Origin of the sequence: Polaromonas glacialis, from assembly GCF_000709345.1 — a bacterium.
GTDB lineage: Bacteria > Pseudomonadota > Gammaproteobacteria > Burkholderiales > Burkholderiaceae_C > Polaromonas > Polaromonas glacialis.
This window is the reverse complement of the sequence record NZ_KL448323.1, coordinates 3,960,206-3,987,001: the sequence shown is the minus strand read 5'-3', so window position 1 is coordinate 3,987,001 and position 26,796 is coordinate 3,960,206. Positions and strand designations below refer to the sequence as shown.

Below are 26,796 nucleotides of genomic sequence, written 5' to 3'. Positions count from 1 at the left end.
CGAGTCGCAGGCGCAGCGGCCCCCTCGGGGGCAGGGAGCCACACGCAGTGGGCGACCGTGGGGGCCTAATACTTCAGAGCTGTGCTCTTGCCCCAGAACACGCGGTAGGCAAACACCGTGTAGCCGATGATCATCGGCAGCACGACGGCGGCACCCGCCAGGATGATGCCCATCGATTCCGGCGCGATGGCGGCCTGCCAGATGGTGATCCGGTCGATCACCAGCCACGGGAACAGGCTGTAGGCCAGGCCGTAGAACGCCAGCAGAAACACCCCGATGGTCGCGCCGAACGGCACCCAGGCGCCGTATTCGTTGCCCTGCGCCAGCCGCGTGGGCAGGCGCTGCAGGCTACGGTAAATCACCCAGAACAGCACGGCGGTGGCGACGGGGATCGGCAGCAGCAGCACGATGTTGGGAAAACTGAACCACTTGTCGAAAATCGACTGGCTGACCCACGGCGTGGCAATCGAAATGGCGGCAATGCCGGCCATGGTGAAGAACAGGCTGGCCCGCGCCCAGCGCACCGCCTGCAATTGCAACTCGCCTTCGGACTTGATGATCAGCCAGCCAGCGCCCAGCAGGCAATAGGCCGCCACCAGTGCCGCGCCAATCACCGCGTTGAAGGCGATGACCCAGCCTGACGAATCGAAACCGGTGATCAGCGAGCCCAGCATGTAGCCCTGGCTCCAACTGGCCAGCACCGAGCCGGCAAAAAAGGCGCGGTTCCACAGCGGCTTGAGCGCCGCGCGTGCCTTGACGCGAAAGTCAAAGGCCACTCCGCGCAGCGTCAGGCCGATCAGCATCATCGCCACCGGCAGGTAGAGCGCGCCCAGGATCACGCCATGCGCCAGCGGAAACACCGTCAGCAAGATGCCCACGCCCAGCACCAGCCAGGTCTCGTTGGCATCCCAGAAGGGGCCAATGCTGGCGATCATGCTGTCCTTGTCGTCGTCGCTGGCGCGATTCATCAGCACGCCGACGCCCAGGTCGTAGCCGTCGAGCACCACATAGGCCAGCATCGCCAGGCCCATCACCACCAAAAACACCATCGGCATCCAGCCGGCGGCCTGCGTCAGGTCGGGGGCGAGGTCAAGCATGGGAGGCTCCTGCAGGTTTGACTTTCCGGGCGGCTTTGGGATCGGCATAGTTCACCGGATTGAGCGTGTCCTCCATGCCGGCCTCGAAGGGCTTGTCGGCATGCGTGCGGTGGCGTGCCAGGTAGAACACCACCGAGACATAGGCCACGATCAGCGCGGCATACAGGGCAAGGTACAGCGACAGCGTCAGCGCGATCTTGGGCGCCACCACCTGAGAGGCCGCGTCGGCGGCAGTCAGCACGCCCGAGACCAGCCAGGGCTGGCGGCCGATCTCCGTCGTGTACCAGCCGGCAATCAGGGCCACCCAGCCGGCAAAGGTCATGGCCACCAGCGCCCTCGCCTGCCAGGTTTTCAACTCGCGCGCAGGGTCTTTCTTCCACGGCGCCAGCTGTAAAACGCTGGTCCAGCTCACGGCCAGCATCAGCATCCCCATGCCGACCATGATGCGAAATGCCCAGAACACCGGCGCGACGGGCGGATGCTTGCCCTCGAATTCGTTCAGGCCCTTGACCTCGCCGTCCAGGCTGTGCGTCAGGTAGAGCGATGCCAGCTTGGGAATGCCGATTTCATAGCGGTTTTCCTTCGCCTTTTCATCGGGCAGCGCAAACAGTACGGCAGGAACGCCTTTTTGCGTCTGCCAGATGCCTTCCATCGCGGCCAGTTTGGCCGGCTGGTGCTCCAGCGTGTTCAGGCCGTGGAAGTCGCCGGCGACGATCTGCAGCGGAATCAGGAAGGCGGCCAGGTAGATGCCGGTCTTCAGGCCAGCCATGACTTCGGCTGCGCGGTCCTGGCGCAGCCAGCGGTAGCTGGAGACGCCCGCCACCAGAAAGGCCACCGTCAGGCCAGAGGCCAGCATCATGTGCGTGAAGCGGTAGGGGAACGACGGGTTGAAGATCACTTCCAGCCAGCTGGTGACGTGCGCCTGGCCGTTGATCATTTCAAAGCCGGCCGGCGTGTGCATCCACGAATTGAGCGCCAAAATCCAGAACGCCGACAGCGTCGTGCCGCCCGCCACCAGCAGCGTGGCAATGGTGTGCATGCGTTCGCTGACGCGGGACCGGCCGAACAGCATCACGCCAAGCATGGTGGCTTCCAGGAAGAACGCGGTCAGCACTTCATAGGCCAGCAGCGGGCCAGCCACGTTGCCGACGGTTTCCATGAAACCCGGCCAGTTGGTGCCGAACTGGAAACTCATGGTGATGCCGCTGACCACGCCCAGCGCAAAGGTCAGCGCAAAAATCTTCACCCAGAACTGGTAGGCGTCCATCCAGTGCTGCTGGCCGGTCTTGACAAAGCGCAGCTTGAAGAACAGCAGCACCCAGGCTAGAGAAATGCTGATGGTCGGGAACAGGATGTGAAAAGTCATGTTGGCCGCGAACTGAATCCGGGCCAGCAGCAAGGCGTCAAGTCCGTCCATGGTCAGCTCCTGTCTGCATCAACAAGCGCGGTGGGCGGCATGATGGCCGGGCTGGCGGAGCCGCCAAGGCCCTTGAAGCCAGCCTTGACGGTGCTGGCCACCTTGTCCTTGGCCTCCAGCAGTTTTTGCACCTTGGCACCCATCTTCATCAGGCTGGCCAGCGTGGCCGAATCCATCTTCTGCACATCGAGCAGCCAGCCGGTCATCAGCTCGATCAGGTCGTGCATCTGCTTCATGCGCGCCTGGGCATGGATGTCGTCCGCGCCGCTGGGCTGCTCCATCAGCGCGTCGCGCAGCATCGACAGCGTCGGGTCGATCTCGCGCTTGCGCCGTTCCTCGGCCAGCGTGCGGAAAATCGCCCACACGTCTTCAGGCGCCTGGAAGTATTCGCGCCGGTCATTGGGCAGGTGCTGCAGCCGGACCAGGTTCCAGGACTGCAATTCCTTCAGGCCCATGCTGACGTTGGAGCGTGAAAAGGCCAGAGCGTCGCCGATGTCGTCGGCGTTCAGCGCCCGGGGCGAGACATACAGCAGGGCATAGATCTGCCCCACGGTGCGGTTGATGCCCCAGCGGCTTCCCATCTCGCCGAAATGCAGGACAAAACGCTGGGTCAGGGGAGCAAGGTTCATGGCGCGCAATCTACTGAAGTTTCAGGAATTACTGAAATTCTAGTAAACACACAAACGCCACGCTGGCGATTTTGTTTGACCTTCAAGGGAAAGGGGTATGCCGGCAAGGCTGCCCATACCAGTCCGATTCATGCGATGGATGGATGGCTAGCCACCAGACGGCCGAAAGACTAGTGGCGGTAGGGGTCCGCAGGCTTGCGTGCCGTGCGGCGCAATGGTTTTTTGCGGGAAGGGGAAGCCTGTTTCGCCTCGCCCAGGCTGTCAGCCACGTTCAGCGACACCTCGGCAACGCCTGCGCCCATCAGCCCCAGCGCTTCGGCGGCGGCCTGGCTCACGTCAATCACCCGGCCCGGGGAAAACGGTCCCCGGTCGTTGATGCGCACATCGACTTCCCGGCCCAGCGCCAGGCTGCGCACCCGGACGATGGTGCCGAAAGGCAGCGTCTTGTGCGCCGCCGTGAGCGCGTATTTGTCGTAGTTCTCGCCGCTGGCGGTGCGCCGGCCGTGGAACTGCGCGCCATACCACGAGGCGTGGCCGCGCTCCAGTTCGCGGGCCGCCTCGCCGGTCAGCTGGTATTTTTGATCGACGGGTGCATCGGCCGCCGCCGGGGCTGGCGTCTCGACAGCAGGCACGGGAGACTCGATTTGCCTGCGCAGGCGCCTGGCCATGAAATCGGCCAGGCGTGACGGCGGCGGTGTCTCGGCGACAGGCGCCGGCGTTGCCGGGGTCGATTGGACCGGCGCCGAAGAAGCTGGAACCCGTGCCGGATCGGCCGGCGCAGGCGGTGTGGCGCAGCCTGCCAGCAGCCCGAGAAGGCCTGCCGCCAGCCAGCACTTGACGGCAGCCGGGAAAGTAAAAACCGGACCTGCCATCAGGCCGGCTTCAACCGGCGAATGATCTCGGACGTCGCGGCCGCCTGGTTCATGGTGTAGAAATGGATGCCCGGCACGCCCGCAGAGCGCAACTGGTCGCACAAGGCGGTGATCACGTCCAGGCCAAAGCTCTTGATGGAAGCGGTGTCGTCGCCAAAGCCCTGCAGCCGCAGGCGTATCCAGCGCGGAATCTCGGCGCCGCAGGCATCGGAAAAGCGCATCAGCTGGGTGGAACTGGTGATCGGCATGATGCCCGGCACCACCGGCACCTCGGCGCCCAGGCGCTGCACGTCATCGACAAAACGGAAATAGGCGTCGGCGTTGAAGAAATACTGCGTGATTGCCGAATTGGCGCCGGCCTGCACCTTGGCCGCGAAGGCCTGCAGGTCGGCCTCGGCCGATTTGGCCTGCGGATGGATTTCCGGATAGGCGGCCACTTCGATGTGAAAGGCGTCGCCGGTCTCGGCCCGGATGAAGGCCACCAGGTCGCTGGCGTAATGGAATTCGCCACCCGCGCCATAGCCGCTGGGCAGGTCGCCGCGCAGCGCCACCAGGCGTTTGACGCCCATGGTACGCAAGGCGGCCAGCTGTTCGCGCACCGTGGCCTTGGTCGCTCCCACGCAGGAAAAATGGGAAGCGGCGCAAACGCCTTCGTCCTGTATGGCCTTGACGGTGCTGAAGGTGCCCTCCTGCGTCGAGCCGCCGGCGCCAAAGGTGACCGAGCAGAACTCGGGCTGGTGGGCGTACAGCGCCTGGCGCGTGGCGCGCAGCTTGTCGGCGCCTTCAGGCGTCTTGGGCGGGAAAAATTCGAAACTGAGCGGAATGTTCATATCTCTGGCCTTCTAGTCGCTGGTGGCGTTGTCGTCGGACTTCTTGCCGCGCCGCTTGGCCGGGCCGTGCTGGCCGGCATGCGCGGCCTCGGCGGCCTCTGAATCCTCATGCGGCTCGCGGGAGGCGCGCATTTCGCTGCGCGGTACCCGCTTGGCGGCCTTGCGTTTTGGTGCGGCGGCCAGCGGCTGGTCTTCGCCCTGCACTTCGTGGCCTTTCTGGGCATGAATGAAAAATTCGCGGTTGCCGTCACCGCCGGCAATCGGCGATTCCAGCCAGGCCTTGACGTCCAGCCCCAGGGCGGCGCAGGCATCGCGCAGGCGCTTTTCAACGAATTCGAAATGCACCGCATCGCGCACGATGCCGCCCTTGCCGATCTGGCCGGGCTGCAGCTCGAACTGCGGCTTGACCAGCATCAGGAGCTGGCCGTCGGCCTTGAGCAGGCGGGCCACGGCGGGCAGCACCAGCGTCAGCGAGATGAAGGACAGGTCGCCGGTCAGGAAGTCGAACACCGGGTTGAAGCCGTCGCCGTCTTCGTCATCGCCATCGCCCTCGTCGCCCTGGTCCTCATCGCCCCAGTCCTCGAAATCTTCCTCGCTGCCGCTGCTGATGTGCAGGGCGCGCCGGTAATGCGCCGCCAGTTCGCCGGCCGTCAGCGAGCGCGCATTGACGCCCTCGATGCAGACCACGCGCTCGTCGCTGCGCAGGCTGTCGTGCAGCTGCCCATGGCCGACATCGACGCCCACGACCTGCGCCGCGCCGTGCTGCAGCAGGCAGTCGGTGAAGCCGCCGGTGGACTGGCCGATGTCGAGGCAGCGCAGGCCGATCACGTCCAGGCCGGTGGCCTTGAGCGCGCCTTCAAGCTTGAGGCCGCCGCGCGAGATGTATTTCGCCTCGGTGGTGTCGAGCAGTTGCAGTTCGGCATTGGCGGGAATCTCGTCGCCATTCTTGGCGATTTTTTTCCACGCCACGGCCTCGTCAACCCGCCAGTGAACCCCAGAGGCAATCAGGCGCTGGGCCTGGGAACGGGTGGTGGCATGGCCGTGTTCGACAAGAAATAGATCAGCGCGCATAAGGTTCGGGCAACGTCAAGGTTGCGTACAGGGGAGTAAAACTATCATTTTGATAGCTGCAAGCGCATGCACGGCATGCGCCAGAGGCCAATTTGGCTTAAAAAATGCCCTTGCACCAAGGCGCAGGGGCCGCCAAGCATCTCAATAACGGTAGGTGTTGGCCTTGTAAGGGCCGGCTTTGGACACGCCAATATACGCGGCCTGCTCGTCGCTCAGTTCGCTCAGCATCGCGCCGACCTTTTTCAGGTGCAGGCGGGCGACTTTTTCATCGAGGTGCTTGGGCAGCACATAGACCTTGCCGGCGTCGTATTCGGCCTGCTTGGTGAACAGCTCGATCTGGGCAATCGTCTGGTTGGCAAAGCTCGACGACATGACAAAGCTCGGGTGGCCGGTGCCGCAGCCCAGGTTCACCAGCCTGCCCTTGGCCAGCAGGATGATGCGCTTGCCGTCCGGGAAGATCACATGGTCCACCTGCGGCTTGATCTCTTCCCAGGTGCATTTTTCCAGCGAAGCGACATCGATCTCGTTGTCGAAATGGCCGATGTTGCAGACGATGGCCTGGTCCTTCATGGCCGCCATGTGGTCATAGGTGATGACGTTCTTGTTGCCGGTGGCCGACACGAAGATGTCGCACTTGTCGGCGGCATATTCCATGGTCACGACCTTGTAGCCTTCCATCGCGGCCTGCAGCGCGTTGATCGGATCGATCTCGGTGACCCAGACCTGGGCGCTCAGGGCGCGCAGCGCCTGCGCCGAGCCCTTGCCCACATCGCCGTAGCCGGCCACGCAGGCGACCTTGCCGGCGATCATCACGTCGGTGGCGCGCTTGATGGCGTCCACCAGCGACTCGCGGCAGCCGTAGAGGTTGTCGAACTTGGACTTGGTGACCGAATCGTTGACATTGATGGCGCGAAACGCCAGCGTGCCCTTGACCGACATTTCATTCAGGCGCAGCACGCCGGTGGTGGTTTCCTCGGTCACGCCGATGATGTTGGCCAGGCGGCGGCTGTACCAGGTCGGGTCTTGCGCCAGCTTGGCCTTGATGGCGGTGAACAGGCAGGTTTCTTCCTCGCTGGCGGGGTAGTCGAGCAGGCTGGGGTCGGTTTCGGCCTGGGTGCCCAGGTGCATCAGCAGCGTCGCGTCGCCGCCGTCGTCCAGGATCATGTTCGGGCCTTCCTCGGGCGTGCCTTTGTGGCCGGTGAACTCGAAGATGCGGTGCGTGTAGTCCCAGTAGTCGGCCAGCGTTTCGCCCTTGATGGCGAACACCGGCGTGCCTTCGGCGGCAATCGCGGCGGCGGCATGGTCCTGCGTCGAGAAGATGTTGCACGAGGCCCAGCGCACTTCGGCGCCGAGGGCCTGCAGCGTCTCGATCAGCACGCCGGTCTGGATGGTCATGTGCAGCGAGCCGGTGATGCGCGCGCCTTTCAGGGGCTGGGCAGCGGCGAATTCCTGGCGGATCGCCATCAGGCCGGGCATTTCGGTCTCGGCAATCTTCAGTTCCTTGCGGCCCCAGGCGGCGAGCGTCAGGTCGGCAATGATGTGGTCGGTGTTCAGCATGGTCTTCAATACGGCGTTCATGGGGGTCTCTCCAAAATCAGGGTCAAGCGGGCAAGATGGCCACGACCGCAGGGCTTGTGAAGGGGAAGTGTGGATTTCACTCACCCGGCATCTAAAGCGCCTGCGGGTGAGCGTGGTTGCAAGAAAAAGTCCTGAGCCTAGACCACATGCCGTGGGTTGCAACGCTCCTCAGGAGAGCCGCCATTGTACAGAACACGTCAAAAGCCGGCCCTGGCAAAAAACCCTTTCAGGGGCATGCGAAAATTTTCAGATGCATGCACTTCAAGACTGGCCGCTGGCCGCCCGCCGCCAAATCACCGGCATCCTGACCGACATCGACGACACGCTGACCCTTGAGGGCGCCATCACCGCCGACGCGCTGGCCGCCCTGAGCGCCTTGAAAACCGCCGGCCTGGACGTCATCGCCATCACCGGCCGGCCGGTCGGCTGGAGCGAGCCGTTTGCGCGCGACTGGCCCATCAATGCCATCGTGGCGGAAAACGGCGCCGTGGCGCTGATTGCAAGCCAAAAAGGGCTTTCCCGCACATCCGGCGGTCATGTGCCGCTATCAAAAATATATCAAGCGGGAGCCCAGGCCCGCGCCGGCAACATGGCGCGCATGCAGGCGGTGCTGGCACGCATCGAGCGCGAACTGCCGGGCGTCCACCGCGCGACCGACTCGCCCGGGCGTGAAACCGACATCGCCATCGACCACAGCGAGTTCGCGCGCCTGGGCCCCGAACAAATTGCAGACGTGGTGCGCATCCTGCGCAGCGAAGGCATGAACGCCACCGTCAGCTCGATCCACATCAACGGCTGGTTCGGCAGCCACAACAAGCTGCAGGGCGCGCGCTGGATCGTTCACGAACTGCTGGGACGCGACCTGGATGCCGAAATGGACCGCTGGGTTTACGTTGGCGACTCGACCAACGACCAGCTGATGTTCGAGGCCTTCGGCAACAGCATCGGCGTGGCCAATGTGCGGCGCTTTGAAGCGCAACTGAGCCACCTGCCGCGCTACATCACCCGGGGCGAGCGCGGCGCGGGCTTTGCCGAAGTGGCCGCCGCCGTGCTGGCGGCGCGCGCTGGCTGACGCGTCAGGACGGTTTGCCCAGCCCCAGCTTTTCGACCAGCGCTTTTTCCTTCAGGAAGGTTTCCTGGGCAAATTTGCCATAGTCGGCTGTGCTCATGTAGTTGGGCAGCATGTCGTAGCGGCCCAGCGCGCTCGCGTAGCTGGGTTCTTCCATGGCTTTCTTGAACGCGTCGTGCAGCCGTTTGACCACATCGGGCGGCGTGCCCTTGGGCGCGCCGATGCCGAAGGGCGAGTTCTGCACAATGTCGTAGCCCAGTTCCTTGAGCGTCGGCGCATTCGGAAACTTGTCCAGCCGCTTCTCGCCCCAGGTGTTGAGCACGCGCAGCTTGCCGGCCTCGACCTGCGGCGCAAAGCCGGTGCTGTCGGCCGCCGCCATGAGCTGGCCGCTGATCACCGCCAGCATCAGGTCGGCGCTGCCCTTGTAGGGAATGTGCAGCAGCTTGATGCCGGCCTTTTGTGCGATCAGCTCGGTGGTCAGGTGCGGACTGGTCAGCGTGCCGGTCGAGCCGTAGGTCAGTTCACCCGGATGGGCCTTGGCATAGGCGACAAAGTCGGCCCAGGTCTTGAACGGCGAGTCGGCCGGCACGACGATGCCGAAGGCATAGCCGGTGAGGTTGAGCACATAGGCGATGTCCTTGACCGGGTCCCAGTTGATCTTGGTGGTGTAGGGCAGGCGGAACACGCCCAGCGGAATCTGCGCCAGCGTGTAGCCGTCGGCCGGCGAGGATTGCAATTGCTGCGCCGGCAGCGTGCCGCCGGCGCCGGGCTTGTTGTCGATGATGACCGGCTGGCCGAGGATTTTGGACGCGTTGTCGGCCAGCGAGCGCATGGTGATGTCGGTCGGCCCGCCGGCCGGAAAGGCCACGATGAGCTTGATCGGGCGTACCGGAAAGCCCTGGGCCTGGGCGATGGTGGCGCCCAGCGAACCCAGTGCGGGAACGGCCAGGGCGGCGGCGGATTGCAATAGTTGGCGGCGTTGCATGGACAGTCTCCTGAAATGATGGGGCTTGCAAAACCCTATGATGCGCTACCGGGCGCCCGGCCGCATCAGGGCAACACCTGAAACGCTGTCACTTGCGCGTCAGCCGTATTTGAAGCCTTTCACGGCTTTTGCGCCCTCTCGCAGGGCGCCTGCAGCTGTCTATTTCACGCCATGAATGCCAGAGTCTGGCCGGCGCCAGCGCAAAATACCGCCATGGATTACCCACGCCTCACCGCCTTCGCCCTGGCCGGACTTGCCAGTCTGCTGTTCTCCCAAGCTGCGCTTGCCGCACCGCTGCTGCGCTGCAGCGTGAGCTATGCGGGCGACAGCCAGCTGGTCGAAGCCACGCCGGTCAGCGATCCCTATCCGGTGCCTTCGGTGGACATTGGCGGGCGGTTTCGCTTCAAGGCGGTGATGGTTGGCAGCGCTGCGCGGATTGACCGCATCGCGCTGTACGCCTACCTCGATGCCGGCGCCCAGCCGGTGCTGGTCCAGCAGGCCAAGTACCTGCCGCCCTTTGCGGCCTCGGCCGCGCCCTACCCGCTCACCGGCGAGCAACGGCTGTACGCCGGCCCGGTCGAGCGAGAGCTGATCTACAGCTGCACCCTGGAAGGCGTCCAGCCATGAAGGCCGGTTTTCCACGCGCATGGATATGCGCCTTGTGCCTGGCCTGGTGTCCGCTGGCGTTTGCCGCCCAGGGGCCGGGCGAGGTCAGCCTGGTATTTGCCGGCGACATCGTGCTCGACGACACGGCCGGCGCCATGATTGCGCGCGGCGAAGACCCGTTCTCCGGCCTGGCGGCGGTCTTCGCGGGCGCCGACATCCGCATCGGCAACCTCGAATGCGTGGTGGCCACCACCGGCTCGGCAGGCAACAAGAACTACACCTTTCGCGCGCATCCGCGCAGCCTGCCGGTGCTCAAGCGACACTTTGACGCGGTCGCGCTGGCCAACAACCATTCCGGCGATTACGGCCGCGAGGCGTTTGCGCAAATGCTTGGACTGCTCAAGCAAGCAGGCCTGGCTCAGTTCGGCGGCGGGCATGACCTGTCACAGGCGCACACGCCGCTGATCATCGAGCGCAAGGGCCTGCGCATTGCGCTGCTCGGATACAGCGAGTTCATGCCGCGCAGCTTCGAGGCCGACTACAACGCGCCCGGCATTGCCTGGAGCGAGGACGAGCAGGTCGTGGACGACATCCGCAAGGCGCGCGCCGTCCACAAAGCCGACCTGGTGATTCCGGTGATGCACTGGGGCTGGGAAAACGAGCCGGTCGCGAACGCCCGCCAGCGCCAGCTGGCCCGGCTGATGATTGACGCGGGCGCCGATGCGGTGATCGGCGGGCACCCGCACGTCACCCAGGACATTGCCCATTACCAGGGCAAGCCCATCATTTACAGCGTCGGCAATTTCGTCATGAAGGAAACCGACAACCCGAACCAGCGGCGCGGCTGGGTGCTGCGGCTGCAGCTGGACGCCCGGGGCGTGAAAAGCTTTGACACCGTCGATGTGCAACTCGACCTGGAGGGCATACCGCAGCGCGACCGCGAGGCGGCCAGCCCGTGCTGGCGCCGGGGGGACGCCGACGTGGGCTTGTGCCGTCCGGCGGACTGATCCGCACGGCACGCCCGACGCCGCCGTGGGCGGGAAATTCAAGCCAAATATGCCTTTTGCGCATACTCCATATGCGACAGAAGCTATTGATTCAATAGCAAATGCCGTTGTTGGCGCAGGAAGAAAGACCAAGCCGGGGAACCCTCACCCCCTGCACTCTCCCAAAGGAAGGGAGCCAGAAAATCAGCGCTGGCGCGCCAGCACGGGGGCCAGCGCCTTGCCGGTCGCGGTGCCCAGCGCCACCACGGCTTCGGGCGGCGCGGACGCGACCACCCAACCACCCGCATTGCCGCCGTCCGGCCCGAGGTCGATCACCCAGTCGGCTTCGGCGATCACATCCAGGTCGTGCTCGATCACGATCACGCTGTGGCCGCCGTTGACGAGACGGTGCAGCACATGGATCAGCTTTTCGACATCGGCCATGTGCAGGCCGACGGTCGGCTCGTCGAGCACATACAGCGTGTGCGGCGCCTTCTGGCCGCGCCGGGTGATGTCGTCGCGCACCTTGCTCAGTTCAGTCACCAGCTTGATGCGCTGGGCCTCGCCGCCCGACAGCGTGGGCGACGGCTGGCCGAGCGTGAGGTAGCCCAGGCCGACATCTTTCAGCAGTTGCAGCGGGTGGCCGATGGCCGGCATGGACGCGAAAAAGTCCACCGCTTCATCGACCTCCATCTTCAGCACGTCGCCGATGCTCTTGCCGCGCCAGGTCACGGCCAGCGTCTCGGGGTTGAAGCGCGCGCCGTGGCAGGTTTCGCACAGCACCTTCACGTCGGGCAGAAAGCTCATGCCGATGGTGCGAACGCCCGCGCCTTCGCAGGTCGGACAGCGGCCTTCGCCGGTGTTGAAGGAAAAGCGCCCGGCCGCGTAGCCGCGCGCGCGGGCTTCGAGCGTGTCGGCGAACAGCTTGCGCACCGTGTCCCAGAAGCCGATGTAGGTCGCCGGGCAGGAGCGCGGCGTCTTGCCGATGGGCGTCTGATCGACTTCGAGCACGCGGTCCACGACGCGGTAGCCTGCTATGCGTTCGCAGCCGGTCCAGGCCGGGTGCCGGCCGGCGTCGTCGGCATCGCGTCCAGCCTTGGTCGAGCGTTGCGCGACGCCGGCGTGGACGCTGGTGAGGAGCACGTCTCTGGCCAGCGTGGACTTGCCGGAGCCCGAAACGCCAGTGACGGCGACCAGGCGATAGAGCGGGACGTCGACCGAGACATTTTTGAGGTTGTGCAGGCTGGCGTTGAAGACCGTGAGCCAGGAGGTGTACAGGCTGGCGACGGCCGGGGCGGCGTTGTGCAGGGCGCTGGCCCGGGCGGCTGCGGCTTTGAGGGCCTGGGCTTTCAGCGCTGCCTGTTTGGCCTTGCTCAGGGGTTTGGCGGCGGGCGCGCCCTGTTGGGCCGCTGAATCGGGGTCAGAGCCCAATTTCGATTCGACTTGAGGGCCTTGCGAGGCTTGGAGGGCGAAATTGGGATCTGACCCCGATTCGGCTGCAGCGGTGCCTGTTCGGGTTTCACGGCGCGCATGCAGGGGATGAATCAAGGGGTTGGCCAGATAGCGCCCGGTCAGCGACTCCGGCACGGCCGACAGCTGCGCCGCCGTGCCCTGCGCCACCAGCCGCCCGCCGCGCTTGCCCGCACCGGGTCCGATGTCGATGATGTTGTCGGCGCGGCGGATCGTGTCCTCGTCGTGCTCGACGACCACCAGCGTGTTGCCGCGCTCGCTGAGCTTGCCCAAGGCGCCGAGCAGTATCTGGTTGTCGCGCGGATGCAGGCCGATGGTCGGCTCGTCAAGCACGTAGCACACGCCCTGCAGGTTCGAGCCGAGCTGCGCGGCCAGCCGGATGCGCTGCGCCTCGCCGCCCGACAGCGTGGGCGCCCCCCGGTCGAGCGTGAGGTAGCCCAGGCCCACGTCTTCGAGGAATTCGAGCCGGCTCCTGATCTCGGGAACCAGGTCGCGGGCAATGCCGGCTTCGCGCCCGGTCAGCGCCAGCGTGTCCACCCAGGCGCGGATCGCGGTGACGCTCAGGCGGGCGATGGCGGTGATGGGCCAGCCCTGGCCCGTGCCATCGTCCAAAAGCGCAAGTTCCTGCTCGAAATAGGCTTTTCCGCTTGATGGGCGTGCGTCAGCAGCTATCAATTTTAAAAAGCCGGCGCCAAAGCGCACAGCCCGCGCCGTGGCATTGAGCCGCGTTCCCTGGCAACCGGGGCAAACCGCGTCCAGCACGTCGTCGGTCTCGGGTTCGCCGAAAGTCTGCTCGCGGCCCTTGTTGTCGTCGGTTCCCAGCACCGAATCGTCGAAGGCCTGGCGCTGGTCTTTCGTCAGCTTGACGCCGGTGCCGACGCAGTCCGGGCACCAGCCATGCTTGCTGTTGTAGCTGAACAGGCGCGGATCGAGTTCGGGGTAGGAGGTCGAACACACCGGGCAGGCGCGCTTGGTCGAAAAGGCTTCGAGCTTGCCAATCGCCTGGGTGCTGGTGCCGGCCAGCATCGCGTCGCGCAGGCCGTCGAGGGTTGCCAGTACATGCACCACGCCCTTGCCGTGCTCCAGCGCGGTCGCCAGCGCGGCGCGCAGCGCGGCTTCGTTGTCGGGCGTGACATGGATATCGGCAATCGGCAGCTCGACCGTGTGTTCCTTGAAGCGGTCGATGCGCGGAAACTTCGTGGTCGGCAGGAATTCGCCATCGACGCGCAGATGCGTGTAGCCGCGCGGCCGCGCCCAGTCGGCCAGCTCGGTATAGACACCCTTGCGGTTCATCACCAGCGGGGCCAGCAGGCCGATGTGCTGGCCGCGATAGGTTCTTAAAAGCTGCGCGGCAATGCTCTCCGGGCTTTGCGGCATGACCGCCGCGCCGTCTTTCACGCAGTGCTGGATGCCGAGCTTGACGTAGAGCAGGCGCAAAAAGTGCCAGACCTCGGTGGTCGTGCCGACGGTCGATTTGCGCCCGCCGCGCGACAGCCGCTGCTCGATCGCCACCGTGGGCGGAATGCCATAGACCGCATCGACCTCGGGCCGGCCGGCCGGCTGCACGATGCTGCGCGCATAGGCGTTGAGCGACTCCAGGTAGCGGCGCTGGCCTTCGTTGAACAAAATGTCGAACGCCAGCGTGGATTTGCCCGAGCCGCTGACGCCCGTCACCACATTGAACTTGCCGCGCGGAATATCGACCGACAGGGATTGAAGGTTGTTTTCCCGGGCGTTGACGATCTGGATCAGGTTGGAAAACGCCGGCCGGGTCTTCCACGCCCTGGGCCGCTGTTCCTCGACCTGGTGCGTCTGGTTCATGGTCAGTTCGTACTCGCGCAGCGCCAGCGCCGTGTGCGACGTGGGGTGCTGGCGAACGATTTCCGGTGGTCCTTCGGCGACCAGCAGGCCGCCGTTTTCGCCGCCTTCGGGGCCAAGGTCGATCAGCCAGTCGGCCGAGCGGATCACGTCCAGGTTGTGCTCGATGACGATCAGCGAATGGCCGGCCTCCAGCAGCCGGCGCAGCGCCCGCATCAGCTTGGCGATGTCGTCGAAATGCAGGCCGGTGGTCGGCTCGTCGAACAAAAAGAGCGTGCCGCGCGCCGGCCGCATCAAGGCCAGCCCCTGCCGGCTGAGGCTGGGCTTGGCGGCCGACTTGCTGGCGCCGGCCAGAAAGCCCGCGAGCTTGAGCCGCTGCGCCTCGCCGCCCGAGAGCGTGGGGACGGGCTGGCCGAGCTTGACGTATTCCAGCCCCACATCGACGATGGGCTGCAGCGCGCGCACGACTTCGCGGTCCTGCGCGAACAACTGCACTGCTTCGCTCACGGTCAGGTCCAGCACATCGGCCACGTTGAGCAGCCGGGGCATGAGCTGGCCGATGGCCTTGCGCTCGATCGTGACTTCCAGGATTTCGGGCCGGTAGCGCTTGCCATCGCAGTCGGGGCAGCGCAGGTACACGTCGCTCAGGAACTGCATCTCGACATGCTCGAAGCCCGAGCCGCCGCAGGTCGGGCAGCGGCCGTCGCCGTTGTTGAAGCTGAATTTCGTCGCGGTGTAGCTGCGCTGCTGGGCCAGCGGCGACTGGGCAAACAGGTCGCGCACCGCGTCCCAGGCGCCGACATAGCTGGCCGGGTTCGAGCGCGCGGTCTTGCCGATGGGCGACTGGTCGACAAACACCACGTCCGTCAGGTGGTCGGCGCCCATCAGCCGGTCATGCAGCCCCGGCGTTTCGGTGGCCTTGCCGAACTGGCGCAGCAGCGCGGGCGCGACGATGTCCTGCATCAGCGTCGATTTGCCCGAGCCGCTGACGCCGGTCACGCAGACCAGGCGCTGCAGCGGAAACTCGACCGTCAAATTTTTCAGGTTGTGGTCGCGCGCCCCTTCCAGGATCAGGCGCGGCGTTGCATCTAGCACGGCGCGCTTGACGCCCATGCCGACCTGCTTGCGCCCTCCGAGGTAGGCGCCGGTCAGCGTGTCGGCATGCCGCACGTCCTCGGGCGGGCCGTCGAACACGATCTGCCCGCCCTTCTCGCCCGGCCCCGGCCCCATGTCGATCATCCGGTCGGCAGCCAGCATCACCGCCGGGTCGTGCTCGACCACCACCAGCGTGTTGCCGGCATCGACCAGCCGGCGCATCGCCTGCGTGATGCGGTTCATGTCGCGCGGATGCAGGCCGATGGACGGCTCGTCAAGCACGAACAGCGTGTTGACCAGCGACGTGCCCAGCGCGGTGGTCAGGTTGATGCGCTGCACCTCCCCGCCCGACAGCGTGCGGCTCTGGCGGTCGAGCGTCAGGTAGCCGATGCCGACGTCGCACAGGTATTTCAGCCGGGTCTGGATTTCCTCGAACAGCGACTTCAGCGCCTTTTGCTCGGCGTCAATACCGGCAGCGGCAAACGACAGGCTGCTGGAGAACTTCTGCAGCCGGTCAATCGGCAGCCGCATCAAATCATGCAGGCACAGCCCCGGCATCGCTTCAAGCTGCGCGCGCGTCCACTGCACACCCACCGGCATGAAGCGCTGGTCCGGCGGCAAGACCGCGTCGGCAGACTCCTTCGTTCCCAGCCGCCACTGCAGCGATTCGAGCTTGAGACGCGCGCCGCCGCAGGTCTCGCAGGTGGTGTAGCTGCGGTACTTGGACAGCAGCACGCGGATGTGCATCTTGTAGGCCTTGCTTTCCAGGTAGGCAAAAAAGCGCTTGATGCCGAACCAGTGCTTTTCCCATTTCCCCTTCCAGTGCGGCGAGCCGTTGATGACCCAGGCCTGCTGCCCGGGCGTGAGCTTGTACCAGGGCGTGTCGCGCGGAATGCCTTCGGCCTCGGCGTGGCGCATCAGATCGTCCTGCGCTTCTTTCCAAGCTGGGGTCTGCATGACCTTGATGGCGCCGGCGCGCAGCGTGAGCTTGTCGTTCGGAATCACCAGCCCGTAATCGACACCGATCACGCGGCCGAAGCCCTTGCAGGTCTCGCAGGCGCCCATGGCCGAATTGAAGGAGAACAGCGAGGGCGTGGGTTCCGTGTAGCGCAAGTCGCTGTCGGGACAATGCAGACCGGTGGAGTAGCGCCACATTTCTTCGGCAGCGCCTTCCCCGGCGTTCAGAACATAGACGTTTAGCCGCCCGCCGCGCTTCAGGGCGGTTTCAATCGCCTCGATGGCGCGGATCTTTTCAGTCAGGTGCAGGCGAAAGCGGTCGGCCACCACATCGAGCAGCTTGTGCGGGCCGGCCGGCGTGCCGATGTCGCGCTCGGCATGGACGCGGGTAAAGCCGCTGGCCGACAGCCATTGCTCGACTTCCGCCGCGCTGGTGTTGCCGGGCAGTTCGACCGGGAAGGTCATGACGACGCGCGGATCATTCTCCAGCGTGCGCGCCATCAGTTCGGCGTAGATCGATTCGGGCGAGTCGTGCCGCACCGCCTGTGCGGTCTGCTTATCGAACAGCTGCGCGGCCCGGGCGTAGAGCAGCTTCAGGTGGTCGTTCAGCTCGGTCATGGTGCCGACGGTCGAGCGCGACGAGCGCACCGGATTGGTCTGGTCGATGGCAATGGCCGGCGGCACGCCTTCGACCTTGTCCACCGCCGGCTTGTCCATGCGGTCGAGGAACTGCCGGGCATAGGCCGAGAAGGTCTCGACATAGCGGCGCTGGCCTTCGGCAAACAGCGTGTCGAACACCAGCGACGACTTGCCCGAGCCGCTGGGCCCGGTGACGACCGTCAGTTCATTGGTACGGATGTCCAGGTCGATATTTTTGAGGTTGTGCTGGCGCGCGCCGCGAATGCGGATGGTTCCCTGGGGCATCGGTGAAGGTCTTTCCTGAAAAGGTCGGACATTCTAGGCAGAGCCCCTGCGGATGGCAGGCCTGGGGTTGAAAGGCCCTTGATGGCATCTGCCTGGTGCGGTGGTTGGGCGACGCGGCAAGCCGGGGTGCGGTCACTGCGCTACAGTCCGCTGGCCAAGGATTACCCAGCCTCGCGAAGAAACGCCTGCGCTGGCGAAAAACGGAATCAGTAGTGCAGCGTGTTTTCAGGCTCAAGAAACTTTTAAATCCCCGCTGCCCACCTGATCTTGGGGGCGAGTCCTGGGGCTTGCCGATGTCGCCAGGCGCCTTCACAGCGCGGGCGGCCAAACCGCCGGGTCAGTCGTTGGCATAAATGTCGACGTCCTTGGTTTCCCTGACAAAAAGCGTGCCGATCACGAACGTCATGCCGGCAATGATGATGGGGTACCACAAGCCGTTGTACATGTTGCCGGTTTGCGCCACGATGGCAAACGCCGTGGTGGGCAGCAAGCCGCCGAACCAGCCATTGCCGATGTGGTAGGGCAGGCTCATGGAGGTGTAGCGGATGCGCGTGGGGAACAACTCGACCAGCATGGCGGCAATCGGGCCATAGACCATGGTCACCAGCAGCACCAGGTAGAACAGGATCAGGGTCACCGTGAACTTGTCAACCTTGGCGGGGTCGGCCTTGCTCGGGTAACCAGCCGTCTTCAGGGCATCGGCCACGGCCTTTTTGAATTCGCCGTCTTTTTTCTTCGCCTCGTCGGCCGGCAGGCCCTTGGCCGTGTAGCTGGTGATTTCGGTGGCACCGATCCTGATGATCGCAGGCGCGCCCGCCGCACCGGCGGCATTTTCATAGCTCACTGACGCGCCGGCCAGCACCTGTTTGGCAATGTCGCAGGAACTGGTGAACTTGGCGGTGCCGGTCGGATTGAACTGGAACGAGCATTCCGAAGCGTCGGCGGTCACCACCACCTGGTTGGCGGCCTGCGCGGCGGCCAGGTCGGGATTGGCGGCCTTGGTCAGCGCGGTGAACACCGGGAAGTAAGTCAGCGCGGCCAGCAGGCAGCCGGCCATGATGATGGGCTTGCGGCCGATCTTGTCCGACAGCATGCCGAAGACCACGAAGAATGGCGTCCCCAGGATGAGCGAATAGGCGACCAGGATGTTGGCCGTCGGGCCATCGACCTTGAGCGCCTGCGTCAGGAAAAACAAGGCGTAGAACTGGCCCGAGTACCAGACCACGGCCTGGCCGGCGGTCAGGCCGACCAGCGCCAGAATCACGATTTTCAGGTTTTTCCACTGGCCAAAGGACTCGGACAGCGGGGCTTTGGACGTCTTGCCCTCGGCTTTCATTTTCTGGAAGGCGGGCGACTCGTTCATGGACAGGCGGATGTACACCGACACGCCCAGCAGCAGGATGGAAACGATAAACGGAATGCGCCAGCCCCAGTCGGCGAACGCAGCCTCGCCGACGGCGGTTCGCACGCCCAGGATGACCATCAGGCTCAGGAACAGGCCCAGCGTGGCGGTGGTCTGAATCCAGGAGGTGTAGGCACCGCGCTTGTGCTGGGGCGCATGCTCGGCCACATACACCGCCGCGCCGCCGTACTCGCCGCCCAGCGCCAGGCCCTGCAGCATGCGCAGGCCAATCAGGATGACCGGTGCGGCAACCCCGATCGACGCATAGTTGGGCAGCAGGCCCACGATGAAGGTGGACAGGCCCATGATGACGATGGTGATCAGGAAGGTGTACTTGCGGCCGATCATGTCGCCGAGGCGGCCAAACAGCAGCGCGCCGAAGGGCCGGACGATGAACCCGGCGGCAAAGGCCAGTAGTGCAAAAATGAAGGCCGAGCCGGCGTCGAGTCCGCTGAAGAATTGCCTGGCAATGATGGCCGCCAGCGAGCCGTACAGGTAAAAATCGTACCACTCGAAAACCGTGCCCAGGGAAGAGGCGAAGATCACCTTCTTCTGCTCCGCTGACATCGGTCTGTTGTCGATTGCCGGTGCTGCCATTGTCTTGTCTCCTAATAATAAATGCCTCCGAACTGGCGGCTGCAAGTAGTATTTTGGATACGCCTGTCACAGGTCTGACGCGAAAATAATAAGTACTTTCATCAGACTTTCACCATGCTGACAAGTCAAGGGATAACCCTTGGGATATTTTTCAGCATGTGAAGCACATCCATGCAAACCCTAGCGGCGACGGACAATGCCTGAAGAAACCGTGCTGACGCTGTTCCAGTGCGGACCGTCAAACCAGGGATCGCCCAGCAGGTAGGCGCGCAGCATGGGAAGCGCATCCAGCCCCCAGAAAAGCCTGCCGTCAACGGCAAAAGTCGGCACGCCGAAAACGCCATGCGCGATGGCGGCGTCGGTGTTTTTCTTCAGCTGCGCCTTGACGGCATCGCTTTCGGGATCGTGCTTTGGCCCAAGCTGCGTCGCCAGCGCCTCCAGCCGCCGCACATCGACGGCTTCGGCGCCGCCGCGCCAGACATGGCGAAAAATGGTTTCGCAGACATAGCGGTTGGGCGCTCCCGGCGTTGCTTCAAGGCTGCAGGCCAGCGCCAGCCGCAGCAGCGCCAGCGGGTTGAACGGATGGCTGGCGGGCATTTCCAGGGCAATGCCCCGGCTGTGCGCCAGCCACAGGACCTGGCGGTAAGTCCATTCGCGCTTGGACGCGATCTCGGCCGGCCCCAGCTGGCCATGGTGCTTGAGCAGGCCGGCGAACAGCACGGGCGTGTGGCTGACGCTGTAGCTCACGCCCACCAGGGCCTCGGGCAGGGCTTCAAACGCCAGGTGGGCATAGGGCGAGATGAAGTCGAGATAGAAGGTGATGTGTTTCATGCGTGCGCGTCCTTTGATAAATTGCTATGAATTAAATAGCTACTCGCACCGACTGGTATTGCGCAAACAGCACTTTTTCCTTAAAAACTCAATACTTGAGCCGCGCATAGTAGGTTTCCTGCGCCGCCTCCCGCGCCTGCCGCAAGGTGTGGATGCCCATGCCTTGCAGCAGAGGCAGCAGGCGCAGCAGCACTTCGGCCGTCACCATGGCATCGCCCAGCGCCGTGTGCCGGCCCAGCACGGTGATGTTGAAACGCTCGGCAATAGCCTCCAGCCGGTGCGATTCCTGGTTCGGATGCACCACCGCCGACAGCAGCAGCGTGTCCAGCACCGGCTGCTGAAAAGCCACGCCGGTTCGCTCTTCCTGCAGCTTCAAAAACTTCATGTCGAAGGCCGCGTTGTGCGCCACCAGCACCGTGTCCTGCGCAAACTCGTGGAAGGCGGGCAGCACCTCGGCAATCGTCGGCTTGCCCCTGACCATGTCCTGCGTGATGCCGTGAATCGGAATCGAGGCGGCTGAAATCAGCCGGCCCGGGTCCACCAGCTGCTCGAACGACTCCTGGCGCAGCAGCTTGCCGTTGACGATGCGCGCCGCGCCGATCTGGATGATCTCGTCGCCCTGCGACGGATTCAGGCCGGTGGTCTCGGTGTCGAACACGGTGAAGGACAGCGACGACAGCGGCTGGTCGTCGAGCGCGCTGGCCTGGTCGCTGACCTGGAACAGGTCGAAATCGTAGTACTCGGGCCGGCTCTCGCTCTGCATGATCTGCGCGGCATCCAACTGTTCCTGCTCGCTGGCCAGCGGCAGCAGAAAACGAAAGAAGGCCTGGTGGCACACGCGCTCGCGCTCGAACCACATCTCGCCGCCGTGGCGCTCGACCACGTCGCGTACCGTCAGCGGCGTGCTCTGGCTGCCGAAACGCATCGGGTCCATTTCCCACGCCATGACGGTCTCGGTGCTCATCACCTGGCCGGACCAGATCAGGTCGAGCTGCGCGCGCTGGCCGGCCTGCTGCAGCCGCAGCTGCAAAAACTTCACGTCGAATTCATCGACCAGCCGGCTGGCCAGGTAGGTCAGCACCTGCAGCAGCGTGAAGCTTTCGACCTTGAGCCACAGCGTGGCGTCGGCGCCTTCGACCGCCACGCTGCGCTGGCAATGGCTTTCGATCTGGCGCTGGGCGGCGGTGACAAAGTCGGTGCCAAGCATTTCCTCCAGCGGCCAGCGGGTCTTGAGCCCCTGGGTCGAGCGCTGCACCAGGTCGGTGATGCGCCCGCTCATGGTGGTGACTTCCTCGCGCACCACGCGCAGAAAGCGCTCGCGCATCTCGGGCTCCAGGTCGGCGTAACCGAGCATGTCCACTGCCGCCTGCATGTTGGCCAGGGACGAGCGGCTGCCCTCGGTCAGGCCGTGCAGCAGCTGGTCACGCACCGTCGCTTCCTCGAAGCTCTGCGTCACGTTGTCGAGCATCAGCACAAAGCCGCTGATGCCGGCGCCCGGCTCGGCGCTTGAGGCCGGGTCGCGCACGGGCGCCATCTGCACGCGGATCAGCTGGCCAGAGCGCGTCGTGGTGACAAACTGCGCCGACGGACTGGCCACACCCCGGCGCAGGCGCTGGTGAATGGTTTCCAACGCATGCGCTACCAGCTGGCGGTCGAACACGGCGTAGATCGAGCGGCCGATGCCCATCAGCTCGGCGCCATCGGCCAGCGCGGGCGCCTGCGACAGGGCGCGAAACTGCAGCCGGGCGCGGCTGTTGTAGAGCAGGATGCGGCCGTCGAGGTTGCAGACCACGACGCTCTGGGTCAGCTCGGCCATCAGCGCGGCCAGGCGGTTTTTTTCCTGCTGCACGCTGCGGCTGGCCAGCGCGATCTGCTCGGCCATGTCCTGGCGCAGGCGGTCGCGCTGGGCGGCCAGTTCGTTGATGCTGCCGGCCAGTGCGCGCAGTTCGGTGCTGCCGTGGGGCGCAAGCTGCTGCGCTTCGGTGGCGGCCAGCAGCACGCGGGTTTCTTCCAGCAGGCGCGCTGGCGCGCTGGCGTAGCGCAGGTGGAGCCAATGCAGCCCGTAGGCCACGCCCGCCAGCGCCGCCAGCCAGCTCATGCCGAGCAAGGCGATGCGCGGCCCCAGAACCGCACCCAGGGTAGCGCGCTCGGCGGACTCCAGCGTGGACCAGACCAGCGCCCCGCTCAGGACCATCCAGGCGGCCAGCGCCAGGCCGACGGCGGCAATCGCCAGGATCAGCCGGCGATCAAGCTGGTTCATGGCTGCGCGCCGAGCATTTCAGCGACCTTCTGCACCAGCTCGCGGGTGGAAAACGGCTTGGTCATGTAGGCGTCGGCGCCCAGCGCCAGGCCCTTGGCCAGGTCGGTGTCGCGGCCCTTGGCGGTCAGCATCAATATCTTGGTAGACTGCAGTTCCTCGCTGGCGCGCACCGCCTGGCAGACCTCGAAGCCTGATTTTTTCGGCATCATCACATCGAGCAGCACCAGGTCGGGCCGGTCGCGCGCAATCATGTCCAGCGCTTCCTGGCCGTCTCTAGCCACCAGCACGGTGTAGCCTTCGCGCTTCATCAGGTACTCGATCGAGATCACGATGTTCGGCTCGTCATCGGCCACCAATATTTTCAGGCTCATGTCTTGTCTCCTTTTATAGTTTGCGCCTGCGCCGCGGGCGCGTTCCAGGGCAGGTGAAACGCAAAGCAGGCGCCCTGCCCGTTGCCGGCTTCCAGCGCTAGGTGCCCGCCGAAATGCTCGACGATCTGGCGGCTGATCGGCAGGCCCAGGCCGGTGCCCTGCGGCCGGCTGATGCCGTCGCCGCCCTGCCGGAAGCGCTCGAAAATCAGGCTTTGCTGACCCGCCGGCACGCCTGGCCCATTGTCCCGCACGCGCACTGTCAGGCCGCTGACATCGCTGGCCAGGCTGACCACCACCTGGCCGCCGGGCACCGGGACGAACTTAACGGCGTTCGACAGCAGGTTCAGCACCACCTGCAACAGGCGGTCCGGGTCGGCCCGCAGCGGGGGCACTTCCGATGGCATGTTCAGCTGCACCTCGCACTGGCGTTCGCGGAACATTTCGGCGGTGGTCTCGACGACGCGGGACAGCAGCGCGCGCAGGTCCACCTCGCTGTTGTGCCACTCGGCGTTGCCCGACTCGATCTTGGCCATGTCCAGCACCTGGTTGACCAGCCGCGTCAGGCGCTCGGTTTCCGAGACGATGATCACCATGAAATGCTGGCGCTGCGCCAGTTCCATTCCGGCGTCGTCGCGGATCAGCTCGGCGAGCGCGCGGATCGAGGTCAGCGGCGTGCGCAGCTCGTGCGTGACCGAGGACATGAAGTCGTCCTTCAGCCGGTCCAGGCTCTTGAGCTGCTCGTTGGCCTGGCGCAGCTCGGCCGTCGCGCGCTCCAGCGAATGTGACTTTTCCTCCAGTTCACGCGAATAGGCGCGGATTTGCGACGATTCATCGAGGATGCGCAGCACGTCCTCGGGCGTGAGCACTTCTTCTTCGGCCACCGAGGCCACCAGCACCCGGGCCGAGGCGCTGCCGACGGCGCCGGCCAGCTGGGTTTCGACAAACTGCACCAGCCGGGCATCGGGCCGGATGCTTTCCACCTGGCGCACGCCGGCCTTGCGCGCATACGACTCGAACAGCGCCCGGGCCTTGGCGACGCCCATGAAGCGCTCGCACAGTCGCAGCAAATCGGGCACGTTGGCCTGGCCGCGCCAGAACACCGGACTGGACGCGGCCGTGCGGTGGAACACATCGACGAACAGCAGCGCCTGGCTGGCTTCCTGCCCCGATGGCGCGCGCCACAGCGACAGGCCGACATAGGCGCCCAGATTGACCAGCAGGCTCCAGAACAGCGCGTGCGTGAGCCCGTCCAGTCCCTGCAGGCCGAGCAGTTGCTCGGGCCGCAGCAGCGCGATGCCCCAGGGCCCCAGCGTCAAAAAGTCGGTACCCAGCCAGCCGGACTTGGCAATCGACGGCAGCATCAGCGTGTAGGCCCACATCAGGAATCCGGCCAGCAAGCCGGCCAGCGCGCCGCGCCGGGTGCCGCCCTTCCAGTACAGCCCGCCCAGCACCGCCGGAGCGAACTGGGCCACGGCGGCAAAGCTGATCAGGCCGATGCTGACCAAGGCATAGGCCTCGCCGGCCAGGTGAAAGTACACATAGCCCAGCACCAGCACGCCCAGGATGGCGGCGCGCCGGATGCCCAGCAGCAGCCGGCTCAGGTCATGCCCGGCGCCGCCGTGAAAGTGCCGCGAGCGCAGCAGCAGCGGCAACACCAGCTCGTTGCTGACCATGGTGGACACGGCAATGGTTTCGACAATCACCATGCCGGTGGCCGCCGACAGGCCGCCGATGAAGACGAACAGCGCAAGCAGCGGCTGCCCGGCGGCCAGCGGCAGCGACAGCACGAAGTTCTCGGGATTCATCGTGCCGGCGCCAAAGTACAGCAGCCCGCCCAGCGCGATCGGCAGCACGAACAGGTTGATCAAGAGCAGGTAGAGCGGGAACACCCAGACGGCGCGGCGCAGGTGGCTTTCACGGACGTTTTCCACCACCATGACCTGGAACTGACGCGGCAAAAACAGCACCGACAGCATGGACAGCAAAATCAGCGCAAACCATTGCGTCCAGGCAAACGAGCCGCCCTGCTCCAGCCGCACCAGGCTTCGCAGTGCCGGAACAGCCTGGGCGCGGGCGGACAGGTCGCCCAAGCCGTCGAACAGGCCATAGACCACGAACAGGCCCACCGCCAGGAAGGCCATCAGCTTGACCACCGACTCGAAGGCAATCGCCGCGACCATGCCCTCGTGCCGCTCGGTGGCATCCAGGTGCCGGGCGCCAAACATCATGGTGAAACCGGCCAGCACCAGCGCGACATAAAAAGCGCTGTCCTGCATCCAGGGCAGCGGCCCTTGCGCAACCGCGCCAGCAGGCGCTGTCAGCAAGCCATAGCCCGCCGAAACGGCCTTGAGCTGCAGGGCAATGTAAGGAACGATGCCAACCACGGCAATCAGCGTGACCAGCCCGGCCAGCAGCGGGCTCTTGCCGTAGCGGCTGCCGATGAAGTCGGCAATCGACGTGATGCGGTAGGCCTTGGCGATGCGGATCATCTTGCGCAGCACCATCCAGCCCAGCACCATGGCCAGCGTCGGCCCGAGGTAGATCGGCAAAAACCACACCCCGCCGGACGCTGCCCGGCCGACGCTGCCGAAATAGGTCCAGGCGGTGCAGTACACGCCCAGCGACAGCGAATAGGTCCAGGGATTGGCGATGATCGAGCGCCCCTGGGCAGCGCGCCGGTCGCCGTAATAAGCCACCGCGAACAGCAGCAGCAGGTAGCCTAGCGAAGCGCTGACCACCACGGCAGGAGAGATCATGCCGGATCATCCTGATGAGGCTGCCCGGGCCGCTCCATCAGCCAGGCCAGCAGGGCAATCAGCAGCGCCCAGAGAATGAACAGGGCCGCCGGGAACAATGGAATGCCAAGCAGCGTGGCGTCCCGGTCCCACAGGCCCAGCAAGGGAAAGTTAAACAGCAGCCAGCCGCCCGCGAAAAGCGCCAGCAGCCGTTGCGCGCCCAGTCCCTTGAACATTTGCGCCTCCCTGGTGATCGTTCTAAGGTGCTACCGATTTCATAGCTGCTTGCGCATACCCAGAAAGCGGAAAAGCCCTTTTTTATCTAAAAATTCGTCATAGCCAAAGCCGCCACGGCCTGCGCGCCCGCCTCACGCCTTTCCCCGCTGGAAAAAGGTGTCGTTTGTCAGGCAGCGCGGTTCACACCTCCGGCCGCGCCACGGACCGGACACCTTCCAGGCAGTCCATGCGCTGGTCGATCACGCGCCAGATACGGCGCTTGCCCGCCTCGCCCGCGCTGCTCCAGGCGGCAATCTCGTCCCGCGTTCGAAAGCAGCCGTCGCACAGATCCGTTGCGGCATTCATGCGGCAGATGGAAATGCAGGGCGATGGCACTTCGGCGGCGCTGTCCACCGTTTGCGAGCGCAGGCGGACCAGGGTGATGGCGCGCTGCAAGGCCTGCTTTTCATCATCCATGTCCACCGCCAGATCGGCAACCACGGCTTGCGTCAGGCGCTCAAGCTGCACCGGCGACAGCTTGAACACCGCATGCGGATGGCCGGCGGCCGCCCACAGTTCATCAAACCGGAACAGCGACCGGTCGATCAGCACGAGCACCGGCCCGGCATGGGCGAGCGGCGCCACGCCGCCAATCGAAAAGCCTGTCCGCGCCTTGACGAACGCCGCATCGGCCCGCCCCAGCCGCTTGCCGCCGCCTACCTTCGCCTCGACTTTTTTCTCGTCCACGCGCTGGTCGCCGGAAGTCACCACCAGCACGGCAGCGTCGTCCAGCTTGCGGCGAAACACAATGCTCTTGGCAATCTGGCCGACCGACACGCCCAGCGCATCGGCCGCCTGTTGCGCGGTTCGGGCGGCATCATCGAGCATGACGGGGGCATGGGGATGGCCGCTGGTTTGCAGCAGGGCAGCGACGCGCCGGACACCTTCGGGCAGCGTGATGACTTCAGCTCCGCACATCT

At 65.1% G+C, this 26,796-nt stretch carries 19 protein-coding genes and 1 riboswitch; of the genes, 3 read left to right on the top strand and 16 right to left on the bottom strand.

What is annotated here, in order from left to right:
- Window positions 1-65 precede the first annotated feature (65 nt).
- The 7 genes from EC86_RS0119405 to ahcY all read right to left on the bottom strand — a co-directional run bounded on the left by EC86_RS0119405 (window position 66) and on the right by ahcY (window position 7,494).
- Window positions 66-1,097, bottom strand: a complete 1,032-nt coding sequence (locus tag EC86_RS0119405; RefSeq protein WP_029527544.1) for a cytochrome d ubiquinol oxidase subunit II — start codon at window positions 1,095-1,097, stop codon at window positions 66-68.
- On the bottom strand, window positions 1,090-2,514 hold the full coding sequence (locus EC86_RS0119400) for a cytochrome ubiquinol oxidase subunit I (RefSeq protein ID WP_029527543.1): 1,425 nt from the start codon (window positions 2,512-2,514) through the stop codon (window positions 1,090-1,092). Before EC86_RS0119400 ends, EC86_RS0119405 begins: the two co-directional genes overlap by 8 nt.
- A 2-nt stretch (window positions 2,515-2,516) precedes the next feature.
- Window positions 2,517-3,143 (bottom strand): GbsR/MarR family transcriptional regulator, encoded by a 627-nt coding sequence (locus tag EC86_RS0119395; RefSeq protein WP_029527542.1) that lies wholly within the window; start codon window positions 3,141-3,143, stop codon window positions 2,517-2,519.
- 170 nt (window positions 3,144-3,313) lie between these two features.
- Window positions 3,314-4,015, bottom strand: coding sequence for a septal ring lytic transglycosylase RlpA family protein (locus EC86_RS0119390; RefSeq protein ID WP_029527541.1), 702 nt, complete (start codon window positions 4,013-4,015; stop codon window positions 3,314-3,316).
- A complete protein-coding gene (gene metF / locus EC86_RS0119385) occupies window positions 4,015-4,845 on the bottom strand; it encodes a methylenetetrahydrofolate reductase [NAD(P)H] (RefSeq protein ID WP_029527540.1) in 831 nt (276 codons plus the stop codon). Before metF ends, EC86_RS0119390 begins: the two co-directional genes overlap by 1 nt.
- Window positions 4,846-4,857: 12 nt before the next feature.
- The gene (locus EC86_RS0119380; protein ID WP_029527539.1) at window positions 4,858-5,916 is read right to left on the bottom strand and encodes a TlyA family RNA methyltransferase; all 1,059 of its coding nucleotides are present in this window, start codon (window positions 5,914-5,916) and stop codon (window positions 4,858-4,860) included.
- 141 nt (window positions 5,917-6,057) lie between these two features.
- Window positions 6,058-7,494, bottom strand: a complete 1,437-nt coding sequence (gene ahcY / locus EC86_RS0119375; protein ID WP_029527538.1) for an adenosylhomocysteinase — start codon at window positions 7,492-7,494, stop codon at window positions 6,058-6,060.
- 101 nt (window positions 7,495-7,595) lie between these two features.
- Window positions 7,596-7,670: riboswitch (S-adenosyl-L-homocysteine riboswitch) on the bottom strand.
- 74 nt (window positions 7,671-7,744) lie between these two features.
- On the opposite strand from ahcY, the gene EC86_RS0119370 reads away from it, so the two are divergent.
- Window positions 7,745-8,566 carry an HAD-IIB family hydrolase gene (locus EC86_RS0119370; protein ID WP_029527537.1) on the top strand — a complete coding sequence of 274 codons (822 nt, stop codon included), beginning with the start codon at window positions 7,745-7,747 and terminating at the stop codon, window positions 8,564-8,566.
- 4 nt (window positions 8,567-8,570) lie between these two features.
- Here EC86_RS0119370 and EC86_RS0119365 read toward each other — a convergent pair whose 3' ends face one another.
- The gene (locus tag EC86_RS0119365; protein ID WP_029527536.1) at window positions 8,571-9,548 is read right to left on the bottom strand and encodes a Bug family tripartite tricarboxylate transporter substrate binding protein; all 978 of its coding nucleotides are present in this window, start codon (window positions 9,546-9,548) and stop codon (window positions 8,571-8,573) included.
- Window positions 9,549-9,761: 213 nt separating this feature from the next.
- Between EC86_RS0119365 and EC86_RS0119360 the strand changes: the two genes are divergently transcribed.
- Together EC86_RS0119360 and EC86_RS0119355 are read left to right on the top strand one after the other, a co-directional pair.
- Window positions 9,762-10,175: a hypothetical protein gene (locus EC86_RS0119360; protein ID WP_232229939.1), complete on the top strand. Its 414-nt coding sequence runs from the start codon at window positions 9,762-9,764 to the stop codon at window positions 10,173-10,175.
- The gene (locus EC86_RS0119355; protein WP_036772438.1) at window positions 10,172-11,161 is read left to right on the top strand and encodes a CapA family protein; all 990 of its coding nucleotides are present in this window, start codon (window positions 10,172-10,174) and stop codon (window positions 11,159-11,161) included. The genes EC86_RS0119360 and EC86_RS0119355 overlap by 4 nt, the downstream gene beginning before the upstream one ends.
- Window positions 11,162-11,344: 183 nt before the next feature.
- On the opposite strand, the gene uvrA is transcribed toward EC86_RS0119355, so the two are convergent.
- From uvrA to EC86_RS26340, 8 genes are all read right to left on the bottom strand, one after another.
- On the bottom strand, window positions 11,345-17,404 hold the full coding sequence (gene uvrA, locus EC86_RS0119350) for an excinuclease ABC subunit UvrA (protein WP_029527533.1): 6,060 nt from the start codon (window positions 17,402-17,404) through the stop codon (window positions 11,345-11,347).
- A 337-nt stretch (window positions 17,405-17,741) separates the two neighbouring features.
- Entirely contained in the window at window positions 17,742-19,403 is a 1,662-nt protein-coding gene (locus tag EC86_RS0119345; protein ID WP_029527532.1) for an MFS transporter, read from the bottom strand.
- A gap of 180 nt (window positions 19,404-19,583) precedes the next feature.
- Entirely contained in the window at window positions 19,584-20,234 is a 651-nt protein-coding gene (locus EC86_RS0119340; RefSeq protein WP_029527531.1) for a 2-hydroxychromene-2-carboxylate isomerase, read from the bottom strand.
- Between the two features lie 88 nt (window positions 20,235-20,322).
- Window positions 20,323-22,494, bottom strand: a complete 2,172-nt coding sequence (locus tag EC86_RS0119335) for a 3'-5' exonuclease (RefSeq protein WP_029527530.1) — start codon at window positions 22,492-22,494, stop codon at window positions 20,323-20,325.
- The gene (locus tag EC86_RS0119330) at window positions 22,491-22,865 is read right to left on the bottom strand and encodes a response regulator transcription factor (protein WP_029527529.1); all 375 of its coding nucleotides are present in this window, start codon (window positions 22,863-22,865) and stop codon (window positions 22,491-22,493) included. The genes EC86_RS0119335 and EC86_RS0119330 overlap by 4 nt, the downstream gene beginning before the upstream one ends.
- Window positions 22,862-25,621, bottom strand: coding sequence for a sensor histidine kinase (locus EC86_RS0119325; RefSeq protein ID WP_029527528.1), 2,760 nt, complete (start codon window positions 25,619-25,621; stop codon window positions 22,862-22,864). The genes EC86_RS0119330 and EC86_RS0119325 overlap by 4 nt, the downstream gene beginning before the upstream one ends.
- Window positions 25,618-25,836 (bottom strand): hypothetical protein, encoded by a 219-nt coding sequence (locus EC86_RS0119320; RefSeq protein WP_029527527.1) that lies wholly within the window; start codon window positions 25,834-25,836, stop codon window positions 25,618-25,620. The genes EC86_RS0119325 and EC86_RS0119320 overlap by 4 nt, the downstream gene beginning before the upstream one ends.
- Window positions 25,837-26,017: 181 nt before the next feature.
- Complete coding sequence (locus EC86_RS26340; RefSeq protein ID WP_036772431.1) at window positions 26,018-26,794, bottom strand: YbaK/EbsC family protein; 777 nt, start codon at window positions 26,792-26,794, stop codon at window positions 26,018-26,020.
- Window positions 26,795-26,796 lie beyond the last annotated feature (2 nt).

Excerpts from the sequence above, each read along its gene's own strand:
- EC86_RS26340 (WP_036772431.1), bottom strand. The coding sequence starts at position 26,794 with ATGTGCGGAGCTGAAGTCATCACGCTGCCCGAAGGTGTCCGGCGCGTC.
- EC86_RS0119390 (WP_029527541.1), bottom strand. The coding sequence starts at position 4,015 with ATGGCAGGTCCGGTTTTTACTTTCCCGGCTGCCGTCAAGTGCTGGCTG.
- EC86_RS0119395 (WP_029527542.1), bottom strand. The coding sequence starts at position 3,143 with ATGAACCTTGCTCCCCTGACCCAGCGTTTTGTCCTGCATTTCGGCGAG.
- EC86_RS0119335 (WP_029527530.1), bottom strand. The coding sequence starts at position 22,494 with ATGAACCAGCTTGATCGCCGGCTGATCCTGGCGATTGCCGCCGTCGGC.
- EC86_RS0119325 (WP_029527528.1), bottom strand. The coding sequence starts at position 25,621 with ATGATCTCTCCTGCCGTGGTGGTCAGCGCTTCGCTAGGCTACCTGCTG.
- EC86_RS0119400 (WP_029527543.1), bottom strand. The coding sequence starts at position 2,514 with ATGGACGGACTTGACGCCTTGCTGCTGGCCCGGATTCAGTTCGCGGCC.
- EC86_RS0119380 (WP_029527539.1), bottom strand. The coding sequence starts at position 5,916 with ATGCGCGCTGATCTATTTCTTGTCGAACACGGCCATGCCACCACCCGT.
- EC86_RS0119360 (WP_232229939.1), top strand. The coding sequence starts at position 9,762 with ATGGATTACCCACGCCTCACCGCCTTCGCCCTGGCCGGACTTGCCAGT.
- EC86_RS0119370 (WP_029527537.1), top strand. The coding sequence starts at position 7,745 with ATGCATGCACTTCAAGACTGGCCGCTGGCCGCCCGCCGCCAAATCACC.
- EC86_RS0119365 (WP_029527536.1), bottom strand. The coding sequence starts at position 9,548 with ATGCAACGCCGCCAACTATTGCAATCCGCCGCCGCCCTGGCCGTTCCC.
- uvrA (WP_029527533.1), bottom strand. The coding sequence starts at position 17,404 with ATGCCCCAGGGAACCATCCGCATTCGCGGCGCGCGCCAGCACAACCTC.
- EC86_RS0119345 (WP_029527532.1), bottom strand. The coding sequence starts at position 19,403 with ATGGCAGCACCGGCAATCGACAACAGACCGATGTCAGCGGAGCAGAAG.
- EC86_RS0119330 (WP_029527529.1), bottom strand. The coding sequence starts at position 22,865 with ATGAGCCTGAAAATATTGGTGGCCGATGACGAGCCGAACATCGTGATC.
- ahcY (WP_029527538.1), bottom strand. The coding sequence starts at position 7,494 with ATGAACGCCGTATTGAAGACCATGCTGAACACCGACCACATCATTGCC.
- EC86_RS0119405 (WP_029527544.1), bottom strand. The coding sequence starts at position 1,097 with ATGCTTGACCTCGCCCCCGACCTGACGCAGGCCGCCGGCTGGATGCCG.
- EC86_RS0119320 (WP_029527527.1), bottom strand. The coding sequence starts at position 25,836 with ATGTTCAAGGGACTGGGCGCGCAACGGCTGCTGGCGCTTTTCGCGGGC.
- metF (WP_029527540.1), bottom strand. The coding sequence starts at position 4,845 with ATGAACATTCCGCTCAGTTTCGAATTTTTCCCGCCCAAGACGCCTGAA.
- EC86_RS0119340 (WP_029527531.1), bottom strand. The coding sequence starts at position 20,234 with ATGAAACACATCACCTTCTATCTCGACTTCATCTCGCCCTATGCCCAC.
- EC86_RS0119355 (WP_036772438.1), top strand. The coding sequence starts at position 10,172 with ATGAAGGCCGGTTTTCCACGCGCATGGATATGCGCCTTGTGCCTGGCC.